This is a genomic window from Ferrovibrio sp. (assembly GCF_041906005.1).
GTDB lineage: Bacteria > Pseudomonadota > Alphaproteobacteria > Ferrovibrionales > Ferrovibrionaceae > Ferrovibrio.
Genome location: NZ_JAYRJY010000004.1, coordinates 1 through 19,725, shown reverse-complemented (window position 1 = coordinate 19,725; position 19,725 = coordinate 1). Strand labels below are relative to the sequence as shown.

The 19,725-nt window shown below is 63.5% G+C and carries 18 protein-coding genes; 14 read left to right on the top strand and 4 right to left on the bottom strand.

Going from position 1 to position 19,725, the window contains the following annotated elements; genetic code table 11:
- Window positions 1–77 precede the first annotated feature (77 nt).
- The 5 genes from ACE3OO_RS19615 to ACE3OO_RS19595 all read left to right on the top strand — a co-directional run bounded on the left by ACE3OO_RS19615 (window position 78) and on the right by ACE3OO_RS19595 (window position 4,424).
- Entirely contained in the window at window positions 78–983 is a 906-nt protein-coding gene (locus ACE3OO_RS19615) for a DMT family transporter (protein ID WP_374305647.1), read from the top strand.
- 73 nt (window positions 984–1,056) lie between these two features.
- The gene (locus tag ACE3OO_RS19610; RefSeq protein WP_374305644.1) at window positions 1,057–1,437 is read left to right on the top strand and encodes a hypothetical protein; all 381 of its coding nucleotides are present in this window, start codon (window positions 1,057–1,059) and stop codon (window positions 1,435–1,437) included.
- A gap of 68 nt (window positions 1,438–1,505) precedes the next feature.
- Window positions 1,506–3,083: a DNA-3-methyladenine glycosylase 2 family protein gene (locus ACE3OO_RS19605; protein WP_374305642.1), complete on the top strand. Its 1,578-nt coding sequence runs from the start codon at window positions 1,506–1,508 to the stop codon at window positions 3,081–3,083.
- The gene (gene ogt / locus ACE3OO_RS19600; protein WP_374305640.1) at window positions 3,070–3,597 is read left to right on the top strand and encodes a methylated-DNA--[protein]-cysteine S-methyltransferase; all 528 of its coding nucleotides are present in this window, start codon (window positions 3,070–3,072) and stop codon (window positions 3,595–3,597) included. The genes ACE3OO_RS19605 and ogt overlap by 14 nt, the downstream gene beginning before the upstream one ends.
- Window positions 3,598–3,611: 14 nt before the next feature.
- Window positions 3,612–4,424 carry an isocitrate lyase/phosphoenolpyruvate mutase family protein gene (locus tag ACE3OO_RS19595; RefSeq protein WP_374305638.1) on the top strand — a complete coding sequence of 271 codons (813 nt, stop codon included), beginning with the start codon at window positions 3,612–3,614 and terminating at the stop codon, window positions 4,422–4,424.
- Window positions 4,425–4,553: 129 nt separating this feature from the next.
- Here the strand turns inward: ACE3OO_RS19595 and ACE3OO_RS19590 are convergent, their stop codons facing one another.
- A complete protein-coding gene (locus tag ACE3OO_RS19590; RefSeq protein ID WP_374305636.1) occupies window positions 4,554–6,221 on the bottom strand; it encodes an MFS transporter in 1,668 nt (555 codons plus the stop codon).
- A gap of 243 nt (window positions 6,222–6,464) precedes the next feature.
- On the opposite strand from ACE3OO_RS19590, the gene ACE3OO_RS19585 reads away from it, so the two are divergent.
- Window positions 6,465–10,226, top strand: coding sequence for a PAS domain-containing protein (locus ACE3OO_RS19585; protein ID WP_374305634.1), 3,762 nt, complete (start codon window positions 6,465–6,467; stop codon window positions 10,224–10,226).
- A 28-nt stretch (window positions 10,227–10,254) separates the two neighbouring features.
- On the opposite strand, the gene ACE3OO_RS19580 is transcribed toward ACE3OO_RS19585, so the two are convergent.
- Window positions 10,255–10,566, bottom strand: coding sequence for a hypothetical protein (locus ACE3OO_RS19580; protein WP_374305632.1), 312 nt, complete (start codon window positions 10,564–10,566; stop codon window positions 10,255–10,257).
- Between the two features lie 295 nt (window positions 10,567–10,861).
- On the opposite strand from ACE3OO_RS19580, the gene ACE3OO_RS19575 reads away from it, so the two are divergent.
- A complete protein-coding gene (locus ACE3OO_RS19575) occupies window positions 10,862–11,740 on the top strand; it encodes a sugar phosphate isomerase/epimerase family protein (RefSeq protein WP_374305630.1) in 879 nt (292 codons plus the stop codon).
- A gap of 122 nt (window positions 11,741–11,862) precedes the next feature.
- Here the strand turns inward: ACE3OO_RS19575 and ACE3OO_RS19570 are convergent, their stop codons facing one another.
- Window positions 11,863–12,288: an organic hydroperoxide resistance protein gene (locus ACE3OO_RS19570; RefSeq protein WP_374305628.1), complete on the bottom strand. Its 426-nt coding sequence runs from the start codon at window positions 12,286–12,288 to the stop codon at window positions 11,863–11,865.
- Between the two features lie 221 nt (window positions 12,289–12,509).
- Here ACE3OO_RS19570 and ACE3OO_RS19565 point away from each other — a divergent pair, with 221 nt between their 5' ends.
- Window positions 12,510–12,962, top strand: a complete 453-nt coding sequence (locus tag ACE3OO_RS19565; RefSeq protein WP_374305626.1) for a MarR family winged helix-turn-helix transcriptional regulator — start codon at window positions 12,510–12,512, stop codon at window positions 12,960–12,962.
- On the opposite strand, the gene ACE3OO_RS19560 is transcribed toward ACE3OO_RS19565, so the two are convergent.
- Window positions 12,963–13,688: a response regulator transcription factor gene (locus ACE3OO_RS19560; protein WP_374305624.1), complete on the bottom strand. Its 726-nt coding sequence runs from the start codon at window positions 13,686–13,688 to the stop codon at window positions 12,963–12,965.
- A 131-nt stretch (window positions 13,689–13,819) separates the two neighbouring features.
- Between ACE3OO_RS19560 and ACE3OO_RS19555 the strand changes: the two genes are divergently transcribed.
- The 6 genes from ACE3OO_RS19555 to ACE3OO_RS19530 are packed head-to-tail and all read left to right on the top strand — an operon-like array spanning window position 13,820 to window position 19,477.
- Window positions 13,820–15,790: a SpoIIE family protein phosphatase gene (locus ACE3OO_RS19555; protein ID WP_374305622.1), complete on the top strand. Its 1,971-nt coding sequence runs from the start codon at window positions 13,820–13,822 to the stop codon at window positions 15,788–15,790.
- A 3-nt stretch (window positions 15,791–15,793) separates the two neighbouring features.
- Complete coding sequence (locus ACE3OO_RS19550) at window positions 15,794–16,129, top strand: STAS domain-containing protein (protein ID WP_374305620.1); 336 nt, start codon at window positions 15,794–15,796, stop codon at window positions 16,127–16,129.
- 29 nt (window positions 16,130–16,158) lie between these two features.
- Window positions 16,159–16,968: an MlaE family ABC transporter permease gene (locus ACE3OO_RS19545; protein WP_374305618.1), complete on the top strand. Its 810-nt coding sequence runs from the start codon at window positions 16,159–16,161 to the stop codon at window positions 16,966–16,968.
- 3 nt (window positions 16,969–16,971) lie between these two features.
- Window positions 16,972–17,829: an ABC transporter ATP-binding protein gene (locus tag ACE3OO_RS19540; protein WP_374305616.1), complete on the top strand. Its 858-nt coding sequence runs from the start codon at window positions 16,972–16,974 to the stop codon at window positions 17,827–17,829.
- A gap of 23 nt (window positions 17,830–17,852) precedes the next feature.
- A complete protein-coding gene (locus tag ACE3OO_RS19535; RefSeq protein ID WP_374305614.1) occupies window positions 17,853–18,872 on the top strand; it encodes an MlaD family protein in 1,020 nt (339 codons plus the stop codon).
- The gene (locus ACE3OO_RS19530) at window positions 18,869–19,477 is read left to right on the top strand and encodes an ABC-type transport auxiliary lipoprotein family protein (protein WP_374305612.1); all 609 of its coding nucleotides are present in this window, start codon (window positions 18,869–18,871) and stop codon (window positions 19,475–19,477) included. The genes ACE3OO_RS19535 and ACE3OO_RS19530 overlap by 4 nt, the downstream gene beginning before the upstream one ends.
- Window positions 19,478–19,725: the final 248 nt, after the last annotated feature.

Here is a 19,725-nt window from a genome sequence, read left to right as displayed (position 1 = left end):
CACCTTCGCAGCAGGCGCCGCTATCTTGCCCCCAGATCTGGACCGGGCTCGCCGGCCATTGCAGGTGAACCGGTATCATGTCGACGCGTATGCATCCCCAAAAGCCCCTTCTCGGCATCTTTCTGATGTTGGCCGCCATGGGAGTGCTGCCCTTTCTCGATGTCTGCGCCAAGACTCTGGGCCGCCAGGGCGTGCCGGTGGTCGAGATCGTCTGGGCGCGCCTCTTCTTCGGGATGATGCTGACCCTGCCGTTGGCCTATCGCCTGGTGGGGGTGCGCGGATTGGCGCCCAACCCGCCGGTACTCCACGGACTGCGCGGCCTCTTTTTGTGCAGTGCCACGTTCTTCTTCTTCTGGGCCCTCAAAACGCTGCCCATCGCCGACACGCTGGCGATCTTCTTCGTGCAGCCCCTGATCATCACCCTGCTGTCGCCGGTCATGCTGGGCGAGAAGGTCGGCATACGCCGCTGGGTCGCTGTCGTCATCGGCTTTGTCGGCACGCTGATCATCATTCGCCCGGGCTTCCAGGCTTTCGACCCCGGCATGCTGATGGCGCTTGCCGCCGGCACGTCACTCGCCATCTACATGCTGCTGACGCGCAAGATGTCAGGCCGTACCCATGCCATGGTGACGACATTCCATACCAATATCGTCGGCGCCGTCATCATGAGCGTGGCGCTCCCGTTCGTCTGGCAGATGCCGACACTGAACCAATGGCTGCTCTTCGTGCTGATGGCGGCGATCGCCACTTTCGGCCATTTCCTGATCGTGAAGGCCTATGACCATGCCGAGGCCTCGTTGCTGGCGCCGCTCGCCTATGCCGAAATGATCATGGCGGTGGCCGCCGGCTGGTATTTCTTCGGCGACTTCCCTGATCGCTGGACTTTTGTCGGCGTCGGCATCCTCATTGCCTGTGCGATCTATATTTCGTACCGGGAACGGGTGCGTAAATTGCCGGCGAGCGTCTCCGGCGAGCATTCCTGAGGATCGGCCAAAACTTATTGATTGCATATTCGTTCCGCGGTATCTCCATAACGGGCAAAAACCGGGGGATGAAATGCTTGTCGCGCGTCTGGGGAAATCACTGCTGGCACTTGTTTGCGCGGCAACCTTTATTGCCGCCTGCGCTTCTGGTCCCGGTGACCTCCGCTACCCGCCCGGCAAGACGCTGAAGGTCACCAAGCAGGTGTGGTCCTATTATCAGGAATATCTCGCGACCTTGGGCGGCAGCACGCCCGGCGTCTTCCTCGTCGCCATGGACGGCGATGTGGCGCGCGGGGCGCGCTATATGTACTGCCCGGTCCAATATGACCGCTGCTCCGCCAAGGGTGGCGGGCCGGTCAATGAAACCAACCGGATGTGCATCAAGGACCACCTGACCTGCGTGCTCTTTGCGCGCAATTCGCAGATCCAGGTTCCGTACGAGATCATCGACTGATCTTTGCCGGACCTGACCATGTCCGAAAACCGCGAGCGCAGGCGCTCCCGGGATGGCAATATCCGGGCATGGAATTTACCGACCTCACGCCCGCATCCGAGGATGAGGGGGGCCTTCGGCCCCCCTCTCCGACGGCGCTCGATCCTGCCATCTGCTACCGCGCCCTCAAGGCGCGCGATGCGCGTTTCGATGGCCACTTCTTTGTCGGCGTGACATCGACGGGGATCTATTGCCGGCCCATCTGCCCGGCACCCAGTGCCAAATTCGCGCATTGCCGTTTCTATCCCACCGCCGCAGCGGCACAGGAAGCGGGTTTTCGCCCCTGCCTGCGGTGCCGGCCGGAAACGGCACCGGAACTTGGCGCCTGGCACGGTACCTCCAACACGGTCAATCGCGGCCTCGCCTTGATCGCGGAAGGGGCCTTGGACGGCGAGGCGAGTGTCGAGCAATTGGCAGCGCGCCTTGGCTTGGGAGATCGGCAATTGCGCCGCCTGTTCCAGGAACATCTCGGCGCGTCGCCCATCGCGGTGGCACAGACAAGACGCATCCATTTCGCCAAGCAGCTCATCCACGAAACGCGCCTGCCCATGGCAGAGGTGGCGCTGGCCGCCGGCTTCGGCAGCGTGCGCCGCTTCAACGAAACCTTCCGCAAGCTTTATGACCGGCCGCCCGGTGCGCTGCGCCGCAAGGCCGTGACCGCCATGCCTGCGGGGTCGGTTGCTGCGAGCGGCGTCATCGTTAGGCTGCGCTACCGGCCGCCATATGACTGGCCGTTCATGCTTTCCTACCTTGCCGCCCGCGCTATTCCGGGGATCGAGCGCGTGGACGGCGATCGCTATGCACGCAGCATCGAGATGGGCGAGGCCTTTGGCAGCGTCGAGATCGCCCATGACGGCGTGCAGCACAGCCTGCTCGCCACCATCCGCTTTCCTTGCGTGCGCGCGCTGCCCGCCATCGTCGCGCGTATTCGGCGGGTCTTCGACCTGGGCGCCGATGTGGCCTTGATCGGAGCACATCTTTCCCATGATTCGCGCCTGGCGCCGCTGATAGCAGCGCGGCCCGGCCTGCGCGCGCCCGGCGGCTGGGATGGCTTTGAGCTTGCCATCCGCGCCATCCTCGGCCAGCAGGTGACGGTGACGGCCGGGCGGCAATTGGCGGCTCGGCTGGTCGGCATCTGCGGCAGCGCAATGCCGACGCCGGCAGGTGGCCCTGACGGACTTGCCCGCACTTTCCCAACTCCCGCCCAGGTTGCCAGCGCCGATCTCGGCAGCCTCGGCATGCCGTCTGCGCGCCGCCGCACGCTGCAGGCGATGGCCGAGGCAGCGCTCCACGACCCCGACCTATTCCGCGCCGCCGGCAGCATCGACGATACCATCGCCAAGCTCTGCGCGATCAAGGGGGTCGGCGATTGGACGGCGCATTACATCGCCTTGCGCGTCGTGCGCGAACCCGATGCCTTCCCGGCCAGCGACATCGGCATCCTGCGAGGGGCGACCCCGGCCGGTGGAACGCGGCCGACACCGCAGGAATTGCTGCGCATGGCAGAGAATTGGCGCCCCTGGCGCGCCTATGCGGCACAGCATCTATGGGCCGCCGATGAGGCCATCCTGGCCGCGAAAGCGGATGCCGCGCATGCCATCCGCTGAACCGCTCCCTCTCCAGATCGACCACATTGCGACACCGATCGGCAAACTTGTCATCATTGCCGACGCCATGGGCCGCTTGCGCGCCATCGACTGGCGGGACCATGAGCCACGGATGCTGCAATTGCTCGGCCGCTATTGCGGGAAGGCCGGCTATACGCTGGCGAAGCGGCGCGACCCGGGCGGCCTTGCCACAGCACTCCGCGCCTATTTCAAGGGCGATCTCCATGCCATCGACCGCCTGCCGGTCGATACCGGCGGCACCGACTTCCAGCAATCGGTGTGGCGGGAGCTGCGCCGCATCCCCTGCGGCAAGACCATCTCCTATGCCGACATGGCCGCACGCATCGGCAGGCCGAAGGCGGTCCGCGCGGCCGGGCTTGCCAACGGCGCCAACCCAATCAGCATCGTCCTGCCCTGCCACCGGGTGATAGGCTCCGACGGCTCGCTCACCGGCTATGGTGGCGGCCTGCACCGCAAGCGCTGGCTGCTCGCCCACGAAACCTCCATCCGCTAGAAGGAAGTCTCTCCATGCCCATCCGACCCGACGCCGCGCGGCAATTCCATGCCCTGCATCGCGGCCCCGAGATTCTCAAACTCGCCAATGCCTGGGACGCCGGTTCGGCGCGGCTGATCGAAAGCCTCGGCGCCACCGCCATCGCCACCACCAGTGCAGGTTTTGCCTGGGGCCTCGGCTATCCCGACGGCGATGCGGTGCCGCTATCCGAACTCGTCCACGCCATCCGCCTCATCGCCCGCGCCATCACCGTGCCGCTCACCGTCGACATGGAAAGCGGCTTCGGCCGCGATGCGGCGGAAGTGGCCGAGGCGGTGGCACAGGTGGCCGATGCCGGCGCCATCGGCATGAATATCGAAGATGGCTCGAACCCGCCGGATCTGCTCGCCGCCAAGATCAGCGCGGCACGGGAGGCCGGCCAGCGCCTCGGCATCGACCTGTTCATCAATGCCCGCGTCGACGTCTATCTGCGTCAATTGGTACCGCCGGCGGAACGTGTCGCGGAATCGCTGCGCCGGGCGAAAATCTACCGCGATGCCGGCGCCAGCGGCATTTTCGTGCCCGCCATCGTTGCCGCGGATGAAATCAAGACGGTGGCTGCCGGCATCGACCGGCCGCTCAATGTGCTGGCCTGGCCGGGACTTCCATCGGCGGCCGAGCTCGCTGCGCTCGGCGTGCGGCGCCTCAGTGCCGGTGCCGGCCTTTCCAAGGTCGCCTATGGCCGCGCTGCCGCCGCCGCATCGGCTTTCCTGGCTGAGGGCAATTCGGCCGCGCTCAGCGAGGGGGCGCTTGATTCCGGGACTCTCAACGGCCTTTTCAAGAAGTAGGCAAAGGCTGCTTGCGGCGGAGTGCGCCGGAAAAGGAGAGGGCCCTGCCTTGCGGCAGGGCACACCGGAAAAGAAGAGGGCTCCGCCTTGCGGCAGGGCCCGGAGGGGGAACTTAGTTCCGGTGATTTCTCACCAGACTTCCATGCGGTGATCCTTGGTTTCGTGGATGAAGAAGATGCCAACCACGAAGGTCATCGCCGCGATGGCGATCGGATACCAGAGGCCGTAATAGATGTCGCCCTGCGCCGCCACCATGGCGAAGCTGACCGTCGGCAGGAAGCCGCCGAACCAGCCATTGCCGATGTGATAGGGCAGCGACATCGAGGTGTAGCGGATGCGGGTCGGGAACAGTTCGACCAGCATGGCCGCGATCGGGCCGTAGACCATGGTCACCAGGATCACCAGATAGACCAGCAGCAGCGTGGTCATCACATGGTTGATCTGGGCCGGGTCGGCCTTGGCCGGATAGCCCGCCGCCGCCACCGCTGCCGTCATGGCCGCCGTGAAGGCTTCGGTCTTGGCCTTCATTTCCTCAGCCGGCAGACCCTTGCCTTCGAAGCTGTCAATGACCGTGTCGCCGATCTTGATCTGCGCCACGGTACCGGCCGGGGCGGCTTCATTGGCATAGTTCACCGAACCCTTGGCGAGGAAGCTCTTGGCGATATCGCAAGAGGTCAAGAACTTCGACGTGCCGACCGGGTTGAACTGGAACGAGCAGCTCGCCGGATCGGCCACGACGGTCACCGGCGCGGAAGCTTGTGCCGCTTCAAGAGCCGGGTTCGCGTAGTGGGTGATCGCCTTGAAGACCGGGAAGTAGGTCAGCACGGCCAGGGCACAGCCCGCCATGATGATGCGCTTGCGGCCGATCTTGTCGGAGAGCCAGCCGAACAGGATGAAGCCCGGCGTGCCGATGGCGAGCGAGACGGCGATCAACAGATTCGCCGTGGTCGCATCGACCTTGAGGCTCTGGGTGAGGAAGAAGAGCGCGTAGAACTGGCCCGTATACCACACCACGGCCTGCCCGGCGGTCAGGCCGAACAAAGCGAGCAGCACGATCTTGAGGTTGCTCCACTTGCCGAAGCTTTCGGTCAGCGGCGCCTTCGAGCCCTTGCCTTCTTCCTTCATCTTCTGGAAGGTCGGCGATTCGCTGAGCTTCAAGCGGATCCAGACGGAGATCAGCAGCAGCAGCAGCGAGATGAGGAACGGCACGCGCCAGCCCCAGGCGGCGAATTCTTCTTCGCCGATAATGGTGCGGGTGCCGAGGATCACCAGCAGCGACAGGAACAGGCCCAAGGTCGCCGTGGTCTGGATCCAACTGGTGTGCAGGCCGCGCTTGCCGGCCGGCGCATGCTCGGCGACATAGGTCGCGGCACCGCCATACTCACCACCCAGCGCCAGACCCTGCAGCAGCCGGAGGCCGACCAGGATGATGGGTGCTGCGATGCCGATCGAGGCATAGCTTGGCAACAAGCCGACGATGAAGGTCGAGATACCCATGATCGAGATGGTGATCAGGAAGGTATATTTGCGTCCCACCATATCGCCGAGGCGACCGAAGAAGACGGCGCCGAAGGGACGTACGGCGAAGCCGGCGGCAAAGGCCATCAACGCGAAGATGAAGGCCGCTGTCGGGTTGACGCCCGAGAAGAACTGCTTCGAGATGATCGCAGCGAGTGAGCCATAAAGATAGAAATCGTACCATTCGAACACGGTACCAAGAGACGAGGCAAAGACCACCGTCTTGACGTCCGACGGTTCCTTCCCCGCCCGACCAGCCGATTCAGCGACTGCTGACATGCTGCATTCTCCCCATAAAAGTTACGACCCGGTGCCGATTTCCCGGCTTCACTTGCGAGCCCTGCTGTTCGTCTTCGATGCGCCCGCCGCGTTTCTTCGACTCGAAACGCGCGACAGACATCTGTGCACCAAAGTCCAGGTTCGCTCTTAAGCCCTCGTGGGATCGAATGGACCCCAGACTTTGGTATGGGCGACCTTGGCCCAATGGACAGTCCGCTTAAGCCCATGCATTAATTGTTGGAAATGTCGCAAAGCAGCCTAACACTTCTTCTGTCGCTGGCCTATCTCGGCCTGCTCTTCCTGATCGCCCATGCCGGCGAACGGAAGGCTGCGAACTGGTCGCGCGGCAAGCTGGGTCCGCTGATCTACGCTTTGTCGCTGGCGATCTATTGCACATCCTGGACTTTTTACGGTTCCGTCGGCCGTGCCGTCACCAATGGGCTGGATTTTGCGCTCATCTATGTGGGACCGGCCCTCGTCATCATCCTCGCCTGGCCGGTGATGGCGCGCATTGTTGCACTTGCGAAGCAACAGAACGTCACCTCGATCGCCGATATCCTGGGCGCCCGCTATGGCCGCTCGCGCGCCGTCGCCGTCATTGCCACCCTGATCGCCGTGGTCGGCGCCATGCCCTATATAGCGCTGCAACTGCAGGCGGTCTCGTTCAGTTTCGAAGCGCTGTCCGGCAAGGTCGGCGCCGGGGAGTTTGCCGGCAGCGGCACCTTGCATGTGCCGATCTGGCAGGACACCGCCCTCATCATCACCTTGATGATGGCGGCCTTCACCATCCTGTTCGGCGTGCGCCATGTCGAGGCCAGCGAACAGCATCGCGGCATGATGCTGGCCATCGCACTGGAAAGCCTGGTCAAGCTCTGCGCCCTGCTCGCCGGCGGCATCTTCATCGTCTGGTCCGTCTTTGATGGCCCCAGCGCCCTGCTCGCCGAAGCCAGGAGCCTGCCCGCGGCCAGCCACATCCTCAATCCCGAGATCGACGCCAACTGGCTGGCGCTCACCGTCCTTTCCGGCTTTGCCTTTCTCTGCCTGCCGCGCCAGTTCCATGTCGCCGTGGTCGAACACGACCACCCCAGGAGCCTGTTGACCGCGCGTTGGATGTTTCCGATCTACCTCGTCGCCATCAATATCTTCGTGGTGCCGATCGCGATGGCGGGCCTGGCCCGCCTGGATGCCAGCCATGTGCCCGATTTCTTCGTTCTCACCTTGCCGCAATCGGCTGGCGCGGACTGGCTCACCGCCTTCATCTTCCTCGGCGGTCTTTCCGCCGCCACCAGCATGGTGGCGGTGGCCTGCATGGCGCTCTCAGGCATGGTTGGCAACGAGCTTGTAATGCCCTGGCTGCTGCGGCGCCGGCAGGAGGAAGGAGCCAATCTCGGCCAGCTGGGGCTGCTGGTCCGGCGCCTCGCCGTCATCGTCATCCTGCTCGCGGCCTATGCCTATTACCGCACCATCGCGGGCCTGTTGCCGCTGGTGACGATCGGGCTCATCTCCTTCTGCGCGGTTGCGAACTTCGCGCCGCCGCTGCTCATCGGTCTCTATTGGCGGCGCGCGCATCGTTATGGCGTCATCGCCGGCCTGCTCGGCGGCTTCGCCGTCTGGTTCTGGGCGATCCTGTGGCCGACCATCCAGCCGCATGAAGCCTCGACGCTGCCGCCGATCGGGCCCCTGGTCTGGTTCGACCCGCTGCTGCGCGGCTTTGTGGTGGCGATGGTTGTGAATGTCGCCTTGCTGGTGGTGGGCTCGCTGCTGGCCAAGCCGATGGCGCGCGACCGGCAACAGGCGGCGGCCTTCTGCGGCGACGACGACGAGCGAAATCGCAGCAGGCCCGTTTCGCAGGCACGCACGGAACTGGACCAGTTGAAGGAGCTGGCGGCGCGCTTCATCGGGCCGGAACGCGCCGACGAAGCCTTCGGCGAGCTCAATCTCTCCGGCGCCGCCGCGGTCGAATTCACCGAGCGGCTGCTCTCCGGCACCATCGGCGCCGCCTCGGCACGCGTCGTGGTGACGACGGCGCGGCGCAAGGGCCTGTGGATGCCGGGCTCGATCCGCGAAATGCTCGACGAGGCGACAGCCGCCATCCGCTACAACGCCGATCTGCTGCGCCGCACGCTCGATCATATGGGACTGGGCCTCGCGGTCTTCGACGCGACGGGGAAGCTCGAAGTCTGGAACGACCGTTTCGCAATCCTCAGCGGGTTGGAACGGGACCTGCTGGCCGTCGGCGTCAACATCGCGACATTGCCGGCGCACATCCCTTCGCTGGCGGCAGCGCTCGAAAATGCACCGGTGGCACTGCGCGAAATCAAGCTCGGCGACGGCTCGGTCACGGAACTGCGCGTCGACCCGCTGGCGGGCGGCGGTGTCATCGTCACCGCCAATGACGTGACGGCCCGCGTGCGCGCAGCAGAAGCGCTCCGCGACAGCGAGCGGCGCACCCGCATCGTCACCGACAATGTGCCGGTGCTCATCGCCTATATCGACCGCGACGAGACCTATCGCTTCACCAACCGCTCCTACAAGGCCTCGCTGAAGGATGGCGCCGCCGCGACCGAGGGTCGCCATGTGCGCGAGGTCCTGGGCGAGGCGCGCTATCAGCAATTGAAGCCGCATATCGATGCCGTTCTCGCCGGCAATGTGCAGGTCTTCGAGATCGACTTCCCCACCAACGACGCCAAGATCGAGGTGGCGCGCGGCACCTATATCCCGCATTTCGACGAAAGCGGCCATGTGCTGGGCTTCTTCCTGCTCTATGTCGACATCACCGAGCGGCGCCGGGCCGAGGAAGCCTTGCGCATCGCCAATGAAAGCCTGGAGCGCCGTGTCGCCACCCGGACGGCCGAACTGGAAACGGCGCGCGCCCGGGCCGAGGAAGCCAATATCGACAAAACCCGCTTCATCGCCGCGGCGAGCCACGATCTGCTGCAGCCGCTGCACGCGGCGCGCCTCTTCGTCGCGGCGCTTGCCGAACGTCATGTCGCCGACGAACTGGTGGCCAAGGTCGATCTGGGTCTTTCTTCGGTCGAAGCGCTGCTCGACGCGCTCCTCGACATCGCCAAGCTCGATGCCGGCGCCATCAAGCCGGAACCGCGCAGCATCCCCTTGGGTCCGCTGCTGCAATCCCTGGCCGATGCCTTCGCGCCCTTGGCCGAGCGCAACGGCATGACGCTGCGCATCGTACCTGCCAAGGCCTGGGTCACGACCGACCCGGCGCTGCTGCGCCGCGTCCTGCAGAACTATCTGTCCAACGCCATCCGTTACGGCCGGGGAGAAGGTGCGCGGCCACGCGTGCTGATGGGCTGCCGTCGCGTCGGCAACATGATCCGCATCGAAGTCTGCGACAATGGCCCCGGCATCGCTACGCACCAGCAGAACAACATCTACCAGGAATTCATCCGCCTGAAGCCCGCCAGCGTCGGTGGCGAAAGGGGCTTAGGGCTGGGCCTTGCCATCGTCGATCGCATCGCGCGCATGCTGGGGCACAAGCGGGGCCTGGTGTCGGCGCCGGGCAAGGGAGCCGCCTTCAGCATCGACCTGCCGCTGGCGGCGGCCGATCTTGCCAGCCTCAAGGATTCGCAGCCCGATCACGCCGGCGCCCAGACGATGGAGCGGGCGCCCTTCGTCATCTGCGTCGATGACGAGGAGCAGGTGCGGGAAGGCATGGATGTGCTGCTGAAAAGCTGGGGGTGCGATGTCATTACCGCCGCCAGTGCGGATCTGGCCCTGACAGCGTCGGCCGGGCGCGATGGCCCGCCGGACCTGCTACTGATCGATCTTCATCTGGGCGACGACCAGCCGGACGGCATCACGGAGATTTCCAAATTGCGCGATGCCTGGGGCGATGCGCTGCCGGCGGTCCTCATCACCGCCAACCGCGATCCGATCGTCATGGCGCGCGCCAAGGCCTTGAGTCTCGACGTGCTCCACAAGCCGGTGAAGCCAGCACGGCTGCGCGCGCTGATCGCTCAGCGCTCGCAGCGTTCGGTAGCTTAAGCGCCCAATTGCTTAAGCGCCCAATCCCTTAGGCACTGCGCGGGGTCGCGGACTTCCGCAATTCGTTGATCGCTGCCTCGACCTTGCCATGATGGCCACTGGTCAATTGACCGAGCTGGCGGAACATCACGGCCGCTTCGCCGGCGATGCCACCGAAGAAATGGCCGATCGCTTCGTTGCGCAATTCATGCGCCCGCTGGCGATGATAGTCGATGCTGTCGGCAAGTGCCGTTTCAGGCCGGTAATAGCCCGGCAGGTCGGCGTCAAAGGTAGGGGTTTTCACCCGGGATGCCGGCTTTTCGGTGAGCCAGACATTTTCATCGTCGGTATAGGGCCACATGGAAGACCTCCTAAAAGCGTGGATATCTTCCTCCCGTGCTCCGGCGTTTCTGAAGTCGCCGATTGCTGCACTGCAGTAGCGACTATATGGCTGATGGTGTGCGATTTTCAATATTTCTTTCGCATTGCAACATTGCGAAAGCGAGATAGCTCGAAATCGAAACTGGCCAATCTCGGCCCAAAGGCGAAAGAAAATTACGCAAATCGCGATAGTGGCTGGTCAGGCCCAAACGGGGTGCTTAGTTTCCCATCACGGCGTTACCAGCAAATCTGTGGATTCGAGGGGAGATGGTGAAATGAACAAGATCGGCGTCCATGCCCTGGTCTGGGTCGGCGGCTGGAGCCATGCCGAGGCGAGCCGGGCAATCGAGCGCACGGCGGCCCTGGGTTACGACATCATCGAAATCCCGGCCCTCGACCCCACCACCATCGACCCCGCTTATACCCGGCGGGTCGCCGAAGCCAACGGTCTCGGCATCACCGTCTCGTTGGGCCTCGACGGCAGCGCCGATATCTCCAGCGAGGACCCGGACAAGATCCAGCGTGGCGAGAAGCTGCTGCGCGATGCGCTCGGCGTCACCCGCGACATGGGTGCTACGCATATGTGCGGTATTCTTTATTCCGGCTTCATGAAATACGCCGACCCCACCACCGAGCGGGGCAAGGAAAACTCGGCCGAAATCCTGCGCCGGATTTGCGCCGAGGCAGCGAAGAGCCACATCACCATCGGGCTTGAAGTGGTCAACCGCTATGAGAGCAATGTCCTCAACACGGCGGCGCAGGCGGTCGATTTCTGCAAGCGCATCGGCGCACCCAATGTGAAGGTGCATCTCGACACCTATCACATGAACATCGAGGAAGCCGATATCGAGCAGGCCATCGTCGCCACCGGCGAACATCTGGGCTATTTCCATATCGGTGAATCGAATCGTGGCTATCTCGGCGCCGGCACGGTGGATTTCGACAAGATCTTCCGCGGCCTCGCGCGTGCCGGCTACAAAGGCCCGATCACCTTCGAGAGCTTCTCATCGACCGTGGTCAACAAGCAGCTTTCCGGCATTCTCGCCATCTGGCGCAATCTCTGGGAAGACAGCAGCGATCTCGCCGCCCATGCCCGCGACTTCATCCGCGCCAATCTCAAAGCGGCGCAGGAAGCGCAGACGCGGCGGGGGTAATTAATCGCACCCAATCGTCATGGTCCGCGTCGGCGGACCACCCACGAGTTTCTATGCCGATTAAGAAAACAACTCGTGGGTCCTCCGCCTTCGCGGAGGATGACGATTAGGAGTGCGCCGCCTTAAATCACATTGAGCTTCACATCGATATTGCCGCGCGTGGCATTCGAGTACGGGCAAACCTGGTGTGCCTTTTCGACCAGCGCCAGCGCGGTCGCCTTATCGAGACCGGGCAGCGAGATGTCGAGTGACACAGTGAGGCCGAAGCCGCCTTCCGAGCGCGGGCCGATGCCCACTTCGGCGGTGATGCTGGCATCGGCCGGCACTTTGATCTTTTCCTGGCCGCCGACGAACTTCATCGCGCCGATGAAGCAGGCCGAATAGCCGGCGGCGAAGAGCTGTTCCGGGTTGTTGCCGGGACCGCCGGCGCCGCCCAGCTCCTTGGGTGTCGCGAGGGTCACGGCAAAGGTGCCGTCCGCCGTCGAAGCCTTGCCGTCGCGGCCGCCGGTTGCCGTCGCCTTGGTGCGGTAGAGAACATTGACGCTCATGATCTGCTTCCTTTCCTCTGCCCTGTCTTCTTTCGGGCTCCCCGGCTGGGCTGGATTGCCCGCCGCCGATGAGGGGGATATTGGCACAAATTCGATTGCGCACAATTTAATTTTGCATGTACGATCCGCATACCTGAATTGCGCAATTTAATTTTACACAAGCTATTCCCTGCGCCGGTGCGGGGAATTAGATTAGGGAGGCACAGGATCAAGGACCGGACATGAAGCAAGCTGATGACAAAGACATGCTGCGCCTCTCCAAGCAGCTTTGCTTCGCGCTCTATTCGACCAGCCATGCCTTCACCCGGGCCTATAAGCCCCTGTTGGCGCCGCTCGACCTCACTTATCCCCAATACCTGGTCATGCTGGTGCTGTGGGAGGAGGATGACGTGACGGTGAAGGAGATCGGCGCCCGGCTGCAGCTCGATTCCGGGACCCTGACCCCGCTCCTGAAGCGGCTGGATGCCGCCGGCCTCGTCACCCGCATCCGCGACAGCGGCGACGAACGGCAGGTGCGCGTGATGTTAACTGAGGCCGGCCGCGCCTTGCGGGCCAAGGCCGAGGGGATCCCCAAGCGCCTCGCCGAGGCGATCGGCGAACCGATCGCCGAGATTATTGCCCTGCGCGACCAGCTCACGGAAATCCGCGACCGCGTCGGCGCTGCCGCCGGCTGATTATTCTTCCGTCGCGGCCGGCAAGGGCTTCGTGACCGGTTCCAGCGACAGGCGCTGCGCCAGGATCACCGCCTGGGTGCGCGAGGTAACGCCCAGTTTACGGAGAATTTCCGTGACATGGGCCTTCACCGTCGGTTCGCTGATCTGCATTTCATAGGCGATGAGCTTGTTGGGCATGCCTTCGGCGAGCAGCGACAGCACGCGGTGCTGCTGCGGCGTCAGCTGCGCGGCACGCTGTGCCAGATCGCGGTCGCGGCTGGCCAGCGCCTCGTCCTTGGCCTCGTCGGGCAGGGAGACGGCACCGGCCAGAATGGCCCGCACGGCATCGAGGAACCGGTCGGCGGCGGCGAGCTTGGGAATGAAGCCGGCCGCCCCCATTTCCACCGCCTGGCGCATGGCCGCCGAATTGGTGGTGGCCGAAACGATGGCGATGGGCAGCGATGGATGCTGGGCGCGCAGGGCGGCAAGACCGGCGAGCCCCAGCATGCCCGGCATATCGAGATCGAGAATGACCAGATCGGTGTCCGGCGCCGCGTCGATCGCCGCCTGGGTTTCCGCGAGGGTCCCGGCAAAGCCGATCCTGGCATCCGGAAAGGCCCCTTTCAGGGCCGAGGCCAGAGCGTCACGCACCATGGGATGATCGTCGGCCACGACGAAAGCGAGACCGGCCCCCGGTGATGCTGATTCCTGCGGTACCGATCCCGGATCATGGAGCTTGGCTGCCATGCCGCCGTTTCCCCCCAACCGTCAGCTTCTTGAACATCTGGCACTCTGGCGGTGCCCTTCCATGGGGCCAGCATACACATCCCGGCCTGGATCGGAAGCGTCATGGAAATGGGAAGCGTCTTGCAAACAGTGTGACGGCCCTCTCATCCGGGCCACTTTGCCGGGGCGGCGCTGTTGCTGCGGTCGAAGGGCGCGGGCTAGAGTGCCGGCCACAAGAAATTCCGCCGGTTCGGCGACAGTATAGGCAGTTTGATGATCAGCATGGCATTTCCGCCGGTCAACGGGGCATGGGCGGGATGAGCAGTTCCGAGACCGATACCGGCGCACTTAATTTTGCGGCCAGCCTCGCCCGATCCTTTGCCGCCTCGCTCAATGTCGACGCGACCGTGGGACAGGCGCTTTCCAGCATCATCCAGCTGCTGGAAACCGAGGCCGGCTCCCTGTTCCTGCTCGACGAGAGCGGGACCATGCTGGTCTGCCGGGCCAGCGTCGGCCCGGTCAAGATCGACGGGCTCCAGGTCCCCATGGGCCAGGGCATCGTCGGCCGCGCGGTGGCCGAGGACCGGCTGCTGGTGGTCGAGAACGCCTATGAGGACAAGAACTTCTTCAAGGCCGCCGACCAGCGTACCGGATTCATCACGCGCTCGATCCTCTGCGCCCCGATGCGGGTGGGTGAAAAGCTCATCGGCGCGGTGCAGGTCCTCAACAAACGGTCCGGCAAGCCCTTCGACGGGGAAGCCGGCCAGGACGCCAACATGCTGCAGGTCATGGCCAATGCAGCGGCCCTGGCCATTTCGAACGCGCGCCTCGCCGACCAGTTGCTGGAACAGGAACGCATCAAGCGCGAATTGGAACTGGCCTCGGAAATCCAGCGCAGCCTGCTCCCCGGCGAAGATGACGACCTGCCGATCTGCGGCATCAATCGCCCGATCCGCGAGGTTTCCGGCGATTTCTATGACTATTTCGAACTCCCCGACGGGACCATCGCCTTTGCGCTCGGCGATGTGTCGGGGAAGGGCATGAACGCCGCCCTGTTGATGGCAAAGACCGCAAGCCTGTTCCGCTGCCTCGGCAAGACCATCCGCGATCCGGCGCGGCTTCTTTCCATCCTCAACCGCGAGATCTGCGAAACGACCAGCCGCGGCATGTTCGTGACCATGGTGGCCGGCCTCTATGAGCCCTCGACCGGCCTGCTGCGCTTTGCTAATGCCGGGCATCTGCCGCCGCTCATCAAATTCCCCGACCATCTCTACGAGACGGTCATGCCGGAAGCGCCGCCGCTCGGCATCCTGCGCGAGACGCATTTCGTCGATCATGAGATCAACCTCAATGGCGGGCTCTTCGTCGCCTTTTCCGACGGCTTGACCGAGTTCCGCTATGGCGAGGAGGAATTGGGCGTCGACGGGCTCAACCAGCTCCTTGAATACGCCCATGGCGGCACCCTGCGGCAGCGCCTCGATATGGTGCTGGCGGAACTCGACCAGGGCGGGTGGCACGCCAAGGACGATCTGACCCTGCTCGCCATCGACGACCAATCGGCCGGCAAATCCTGGAACCGGGAGCACCCGACCGAAATGGCGGTGCCGGCGGAAGGCGATTTCCTGTTCGGCCTCTCCTTTCCGGCCGATCCCAGCCGTCTCAAACTGATGCGCCCGGCCCTGGAGGCCGCCGCCAAGGCCTGCCAGTTCGCCGAGGACGAGATACAGGATCTGGTCCTGGCGGCCGGCGAGGCCATCGAGAACATCATGGTTCACGCCTATGGCGGGCAGGCAAAGGGCGAAATCACACTGGCGGTGCATCGTCTGCCGGACGGAATCATGCTCCGTTTGCGCGATTTTGCACCACGCGTCGATACCGGTAAGATAGAACCTAGGCCGCTCGACGAGCTCAGACCCGGTGGATTGGGGACGCATTTCATCCGGGCCATCATGGACGATGCCAGCTTCATCCCCCTGCCGGATGGCGAGGGGAACCTGCTGGAACTTGTCAAACGGCGCCGCCCAGCGGTTGACGATACGGCGGTTGACGAAGCGGCAGTTGACGATGCGACCGGTAGCGAAGCAACGGGCGACAATGCGACGGGCAGCAAGGGTGGGAAATAGGGGATGTCGGTGGCCAGCATCAAGGAAGAACAAGGTAAGATCGTGATTGCCCTGGAAGGGGAAATCGATCTCGAAAACGCCAGCGAGGTGCGGAAGGCCCTGCTTGCCAACCTGAAGCAGAAGAAAGACCTGCTCATCGACCTCTCCGCCGTCACCTATATCGATTCCTCCGGCATCGCCAGCCTGGTCGAAGGGTTGCAGGTCGCCCGGAAGCAGAAGAACGAGCTGTCGCTGGTCTCAGTGAGCCCGCGCGCCCTGCGCGTGCTGGAACTGGCACGCCTCGACAAGGTCTTTGCCATCCATGCCGACGTCGCCGCAGCGCTGGCAGCGCGGCCGTGACGGGAAATCGTTAAGCGAGATCGCAACAGATGGCCAATCCCGCCAAGATCCCCGCCAAAATCTTCGAGAGCATCGGCCGGCGCACCATCGCCGGGCTCGACGAGATGGGCTATGCCGCGGCGATCTTCTTCGAGGCGATCTACTGGACTGTGACAGGCTGGCGCTATCGCCAGCCGGTACGCATCACCGCGACCTTCGCTGGCATGATGCAGTTCGGTGTCGCGGCCCTGCCCATCGCCACATTGCTCGCCGCCACCATCGGCCTGATGCTGGCGATCCAGAGCCTCTATTCCCTCGGCCTTTTTGGTGCCGAGCATTACGCCTATATCGGCATCGCCCTTTCCGTCGTGCGCGAATTCAGCCCGATGATCATGGGCATTCTCATCGCCGGCCGTTCCGGCTCCGCCATCGCCGCCAAGCTTGCGACCATGAGCATCAACCAGGAAGTCGATGCGCTGCAGGTCATGGGCATCAATCCGGTGCGCTTCCTTGTTTCACCGGTGCTCATCGCCCTGGTGCTGATGATGCCGTGCTTGGCCATGTGGGCCAATCTTGTCTCCATCCTCGCCGCCGGCCTCTATGTGTCGGCCGAACTCAACCAATCTTTCGGTGCCTATCTCAACGATACGATCGATGTGCTGAAGACCGGCGACATCTGGCATGGCCTGGGCAAGGCGACGCTTTTTGGCATCATCATCGCGCTTGTCGGCGTGGTGAACGGGTCGATGGTGCAGGGCGGCGCCGAAGGGGTCGGCAAGGTGACGACGCGCTCGGTGGTCATTTCCATCACGCTCATCGTCGTTGCCGACATGATCTTCGCCTATATGACGACGCAATAGCCCATGACGAACCAAGCCCTCTCAGCCGAAGCCGTCAACCAGGCCAACCGCCCCAGCGCCGAGGAGATCGCCGCGCGCAAGAAAGTGATCGAGGTCGACAAGCTCGACTGGTCCTTCGGCGCGCGCCAGGTCCTCTTCGACATCAATCTCGACGTGCGCGAAGGCGAGATCATGGTGATCATGGGCGGGTCCGGCTCCGGCAAGACCACGCTTTTGCGTCATCTGGTCGGCCTGATGCCGCCGCTGCCCGGCAAGATCAAGCTGCTCGGCAAGGACATGGGTGCGCTTTCGCGCATGCAGCTGCTCGATCTCAAGCGCCGCATCGGCGTCGCCTTTCAGTTCGGCGCCCTCTTTTCCTCGATGAGTGTCGCCGAGAACGTCAAGCTGCCCTTGCGCGAACTCACCGACCTTGAAGAGCGGACCATGGACATCATGGCCAATATGAAGCTGGAGGTGTGCAACCTCTCCGGTTTCGGCCATCTGATGCCGGCCGATCTATCGGGCGGCATGATGAAGCGCGCCTCGATCGCGCGCGCCATCGTCATGGACCCCAAGCTCATTTTTCTCGACGAACCGTCCTCCGGCCTCGATCCCGTCGTTTCCTCGGCCCTCGACGACCTCATTCTCAAATTACGCGATGCCATGGACATCTCGGTCGTGGTGGTGAGCCACGACGTCGAGAGCGCCTATAAGATCGCCGACCGCATCACCATCCTCGACAAGGGCCATATCCTGATCTCGGACCGGGTCGATGCCGTCAGAAATTCGACCAATGAACGGGTGCAGAACCTGCTGCACCGCCGGTCCGAGCAGGCCGAGATAGATCCAACCGAATATTTGCGCCGCCTTGCCGGCGATTGAGATTTCCGGGAGATTGAAGACCCATGCGTAATCACTTCCTCAATTACACGGCCGTCGGCATTTTTGTGTCCGCGATGATCGTGGCCCTGGTGGTCAGCCTGTCCATGCTGGCCGGCCGGACCGGACCCACCGACAGCTATTCGGTCGTGCTCGACGATGTGACCGACGTCAAATACGGTACCGTCGTGCGCTTTGCCGGCTTCCCCATCGGCCAGGTGGAGGAGATCACGCCGGAATATAACGACGGCAAGTACCGCTTCCGCCTCCACATCGCCGTGAAGGAAGGCTGGAAATTCCGGCAGGATTCCATCGCCCGCGTCGCCGCTTCGAGCTTCCTCGCCGGCAAGACGCTGGAGATCAATGGCGGCTTGGCCGCCAGCACCATCGCGCCGGGCGGCGAGATCGCCGGTGGCCAGGCTGCTGACATGTTCTCGCTGATGGCCCAGGTGGCCGGCGAGATCGGCGATCTTTCCAAATCCTCGCTCAAACCCCTGGTCGCCCGCATCGGCGAGATCATCGACCGCATCGGCAACACGACCGAAACCAATCTGCAGCAGCTGATGGGATCGCTGAATTCCATCGCCAGCGAAGTGAACAACAAGACGCCGACCATCGTCAGCAATGTCGAGACCTTCACCACCCAGATCAATGCCGAGATGGCCAAGGTCGACAAGCTGCTCTCCGACAAGAATATCGGCGCCATCGACAACTCGCTTTCGCATATCGAGAAGGCGACGGCCAATGCCGAGGTAGCAAGCGAGGACCTGAAGTCGCTGGGCACCCGCATCACCGCGGTGGCCGACGAGATCAAGGGCATGGTCGCCGACAACCGCAAAGGCGTCGACAAATCCGTGGCCGATCTCGAATACATCCTGCGCGCGGTGGCGCAGAACATCGATTCGATCACCAACAATCTCGACGGAACCACACGCAACATGAACGAGTTCAGCCGCCTTATCCGGCAGAATCCGGGCCTGCTGCTTTCGGGCAGCAATCCGGAAGCGGATAAGGGCCTGAAGCCCAGCAGCGGGGACGAACAATGAGCCTGAAGATGTTTTCGCGCGCGGCCCTGGTCCTGGGCCTCGCTCTTTCCTTGAGCGGCTGCTTCGGTTCCGCCCCGCCGGTGCCCAAGGAGCAGTATTTCCGCCTCATCGCCAGCGCCGAGCCGGCGGTGGTCGAAAAGCCGATCGATGGCGTGGTCGAGATTCCGCTGTTCCAGGCCGAGGGCGTCATGGGCGAACGGCCGCTGCTGTTCACCAAGGACAACGGCATGAAGCTCGAGCAGCGCAATTATGCCTATTGGACCGACCCGCCCCCGGCCATGCTGCGCGATCAGCTGGTAGCCTATCTGCGCGCGGCCAAGGCGGCCGGCGATGTGGTGCCCAGCGAATTGCGCGTCAATGCGCAATTCCGGGTCGAAGGCCGCATCAAGCGGCTGGAGCAGCTGGACGGCGCCAAGAACGGCGGCAGCATCGCTCTGGAATTGGCGCTGATCGACAAATCCACCGACGCCATCGTCGCCTCGGGCATCTATGAGGTTGCCAAGGATGCGAGCGGGCCCAATATCGATGATGCCGTCCACGCTCTCAATGCCGGGCTCAACGAGATCTTCGCCAAATTCGCCGTCGACCTCGCTCAGCGTAGTTGAATTGGGTAGTTGAATTGGGCAGTTGAATTGAGGCGCCAATCGCCATAGATAGGCCCGGCATTATCCAATTGCCCACCGGCAATGCTTCGGCTCCAAAGGCTGCCCCAAAGGGGTGGCGGACTGTCCTGAAAGGAATAGAAGACCATGTCCCGCGGCGACCTCAAGGTGCACGATCTCTCACCCGAAAAGATCAAGAGCCTGAAACACTGCACCATCTCGACGACCAAGGGCGACATGAAGCTGGAAAT

Coding starts and splice junctions, on each gene's coding strand:
- ACE3OO_RS19540 (WP_374305616.1), top strand. CDS start 16,972: ATGACGAACCAAGCCCTCTCAGCCGAAGCCGTCAACCAGGCCAACCGC.
- ACE3OO_RS19615 (WP_374305647.1), top strand. CDS start 78: ATGTCGACGCGTATGCATCCCCAAAAGCCCCTTCTCGGCATCTTTCTG.
- ACE3OO_RS19590 (WP_374305636.1), bottom strand. CDS start 6,221: ATGTCAGCAGTCGCTGAATCGGCTGGTCGGGCGGGGAAGGAACCGTCG.
- ACE3OO_RS19570 (WP_374305628.1), bottom strand. CDS start 12,288: ATGAGCGTCAATGTTCTCTACCGCACCAAGGCGACGGCAACCGGCGGC.
- ACE3OO_RS19585 (WP_374305634.1), top strand. CDS start 6,465: ATGTCGCAAAGCAGCCTAACACTTCTTCTGTCGCTGGCCTATCTCGGC.
- ogt (WP_374305640.1), top strand. CDS start 3,070: ATGCCATCCGCTGAACCGCTCCCTCTCCAGATCGACCACATTGCGACA.
- ACE3OO_RS19545 (WP_374305618.1), top strand. CDS start 16,159: ATGGCCAATCCCGCCAAGATCCCCGCCAAAATCTTCGAGAGCATCGGC.
- ACE3OO_RS19550 (WP_374305620.1), top strand. CDS start 15,794: ATGTCGGTGGCCAGCATCAAGGAAGAACAAGGTAAGATCGTGATTGCC.
- ACE3OO_RS19605 (WP_374305642.1), top strand. CDS start 1,506: ATGGAATTTACCGACCTCACGCCCGCATCCGAGGATGAGGGGGGCCTT.
- ACE3OO_RS19560 (WP_374305624.1), bottom strand. CDS start 13,688: ATGGCAGCCAAGCTCCATGATCCGGGATCGGTACCGCAGGAATCAGCA.
- ACE3OO_RS19610 (WP_374305644.1), top strand. CDS start 1,057: ATGCTTGTCGCGCGTCTGGGGAAATCACTGCTGGCACTTGTTTGCGCG.
- ACE3OO_RS19535 (WP_374305614.1), top strand. CDS start 17,853: ATGCGTAATCACTTCCTCAATTACACGGCCGTCGGCATTTTTGTGTCC.
- ACE3OO_RS19575 (WP_374305630.1), top strand. CDS start 10,862: ATGAACAAGATCGGCGTCCATGCCCTGGTCTGGGTCGGCGGCTGGAGC.
- ACE3OO_RS19595 (WP_374305638.1), top strand. CDS start 3,612: ATGCCCATCCGACCCGACGCCGCGCGGCAATTCCATGCCCTGCATCGC.
- ACE3OO_RS19530 (WP_374305612.1), top strand. CDS start 18,869: ATGAGCCTGAAGATGTTTTCGCGCGCGGCCCTGGTCCTGGGCCTCGCT.
- ACE3OO_RS19580 (WP_374305632.1), bottom strand. CDS start 10,566: ATGTGGCCCTATACCGACGATGAAAATGTCTGGCTCACCGAAAAGCCG.
- ACE3OO_RS19565 (WP_374305626.1), top strand. CDS start 12,510: ATGAAGCAAGCTGATGACAAAGACATGCTGCGCCTCTCCAAGCAGCTT.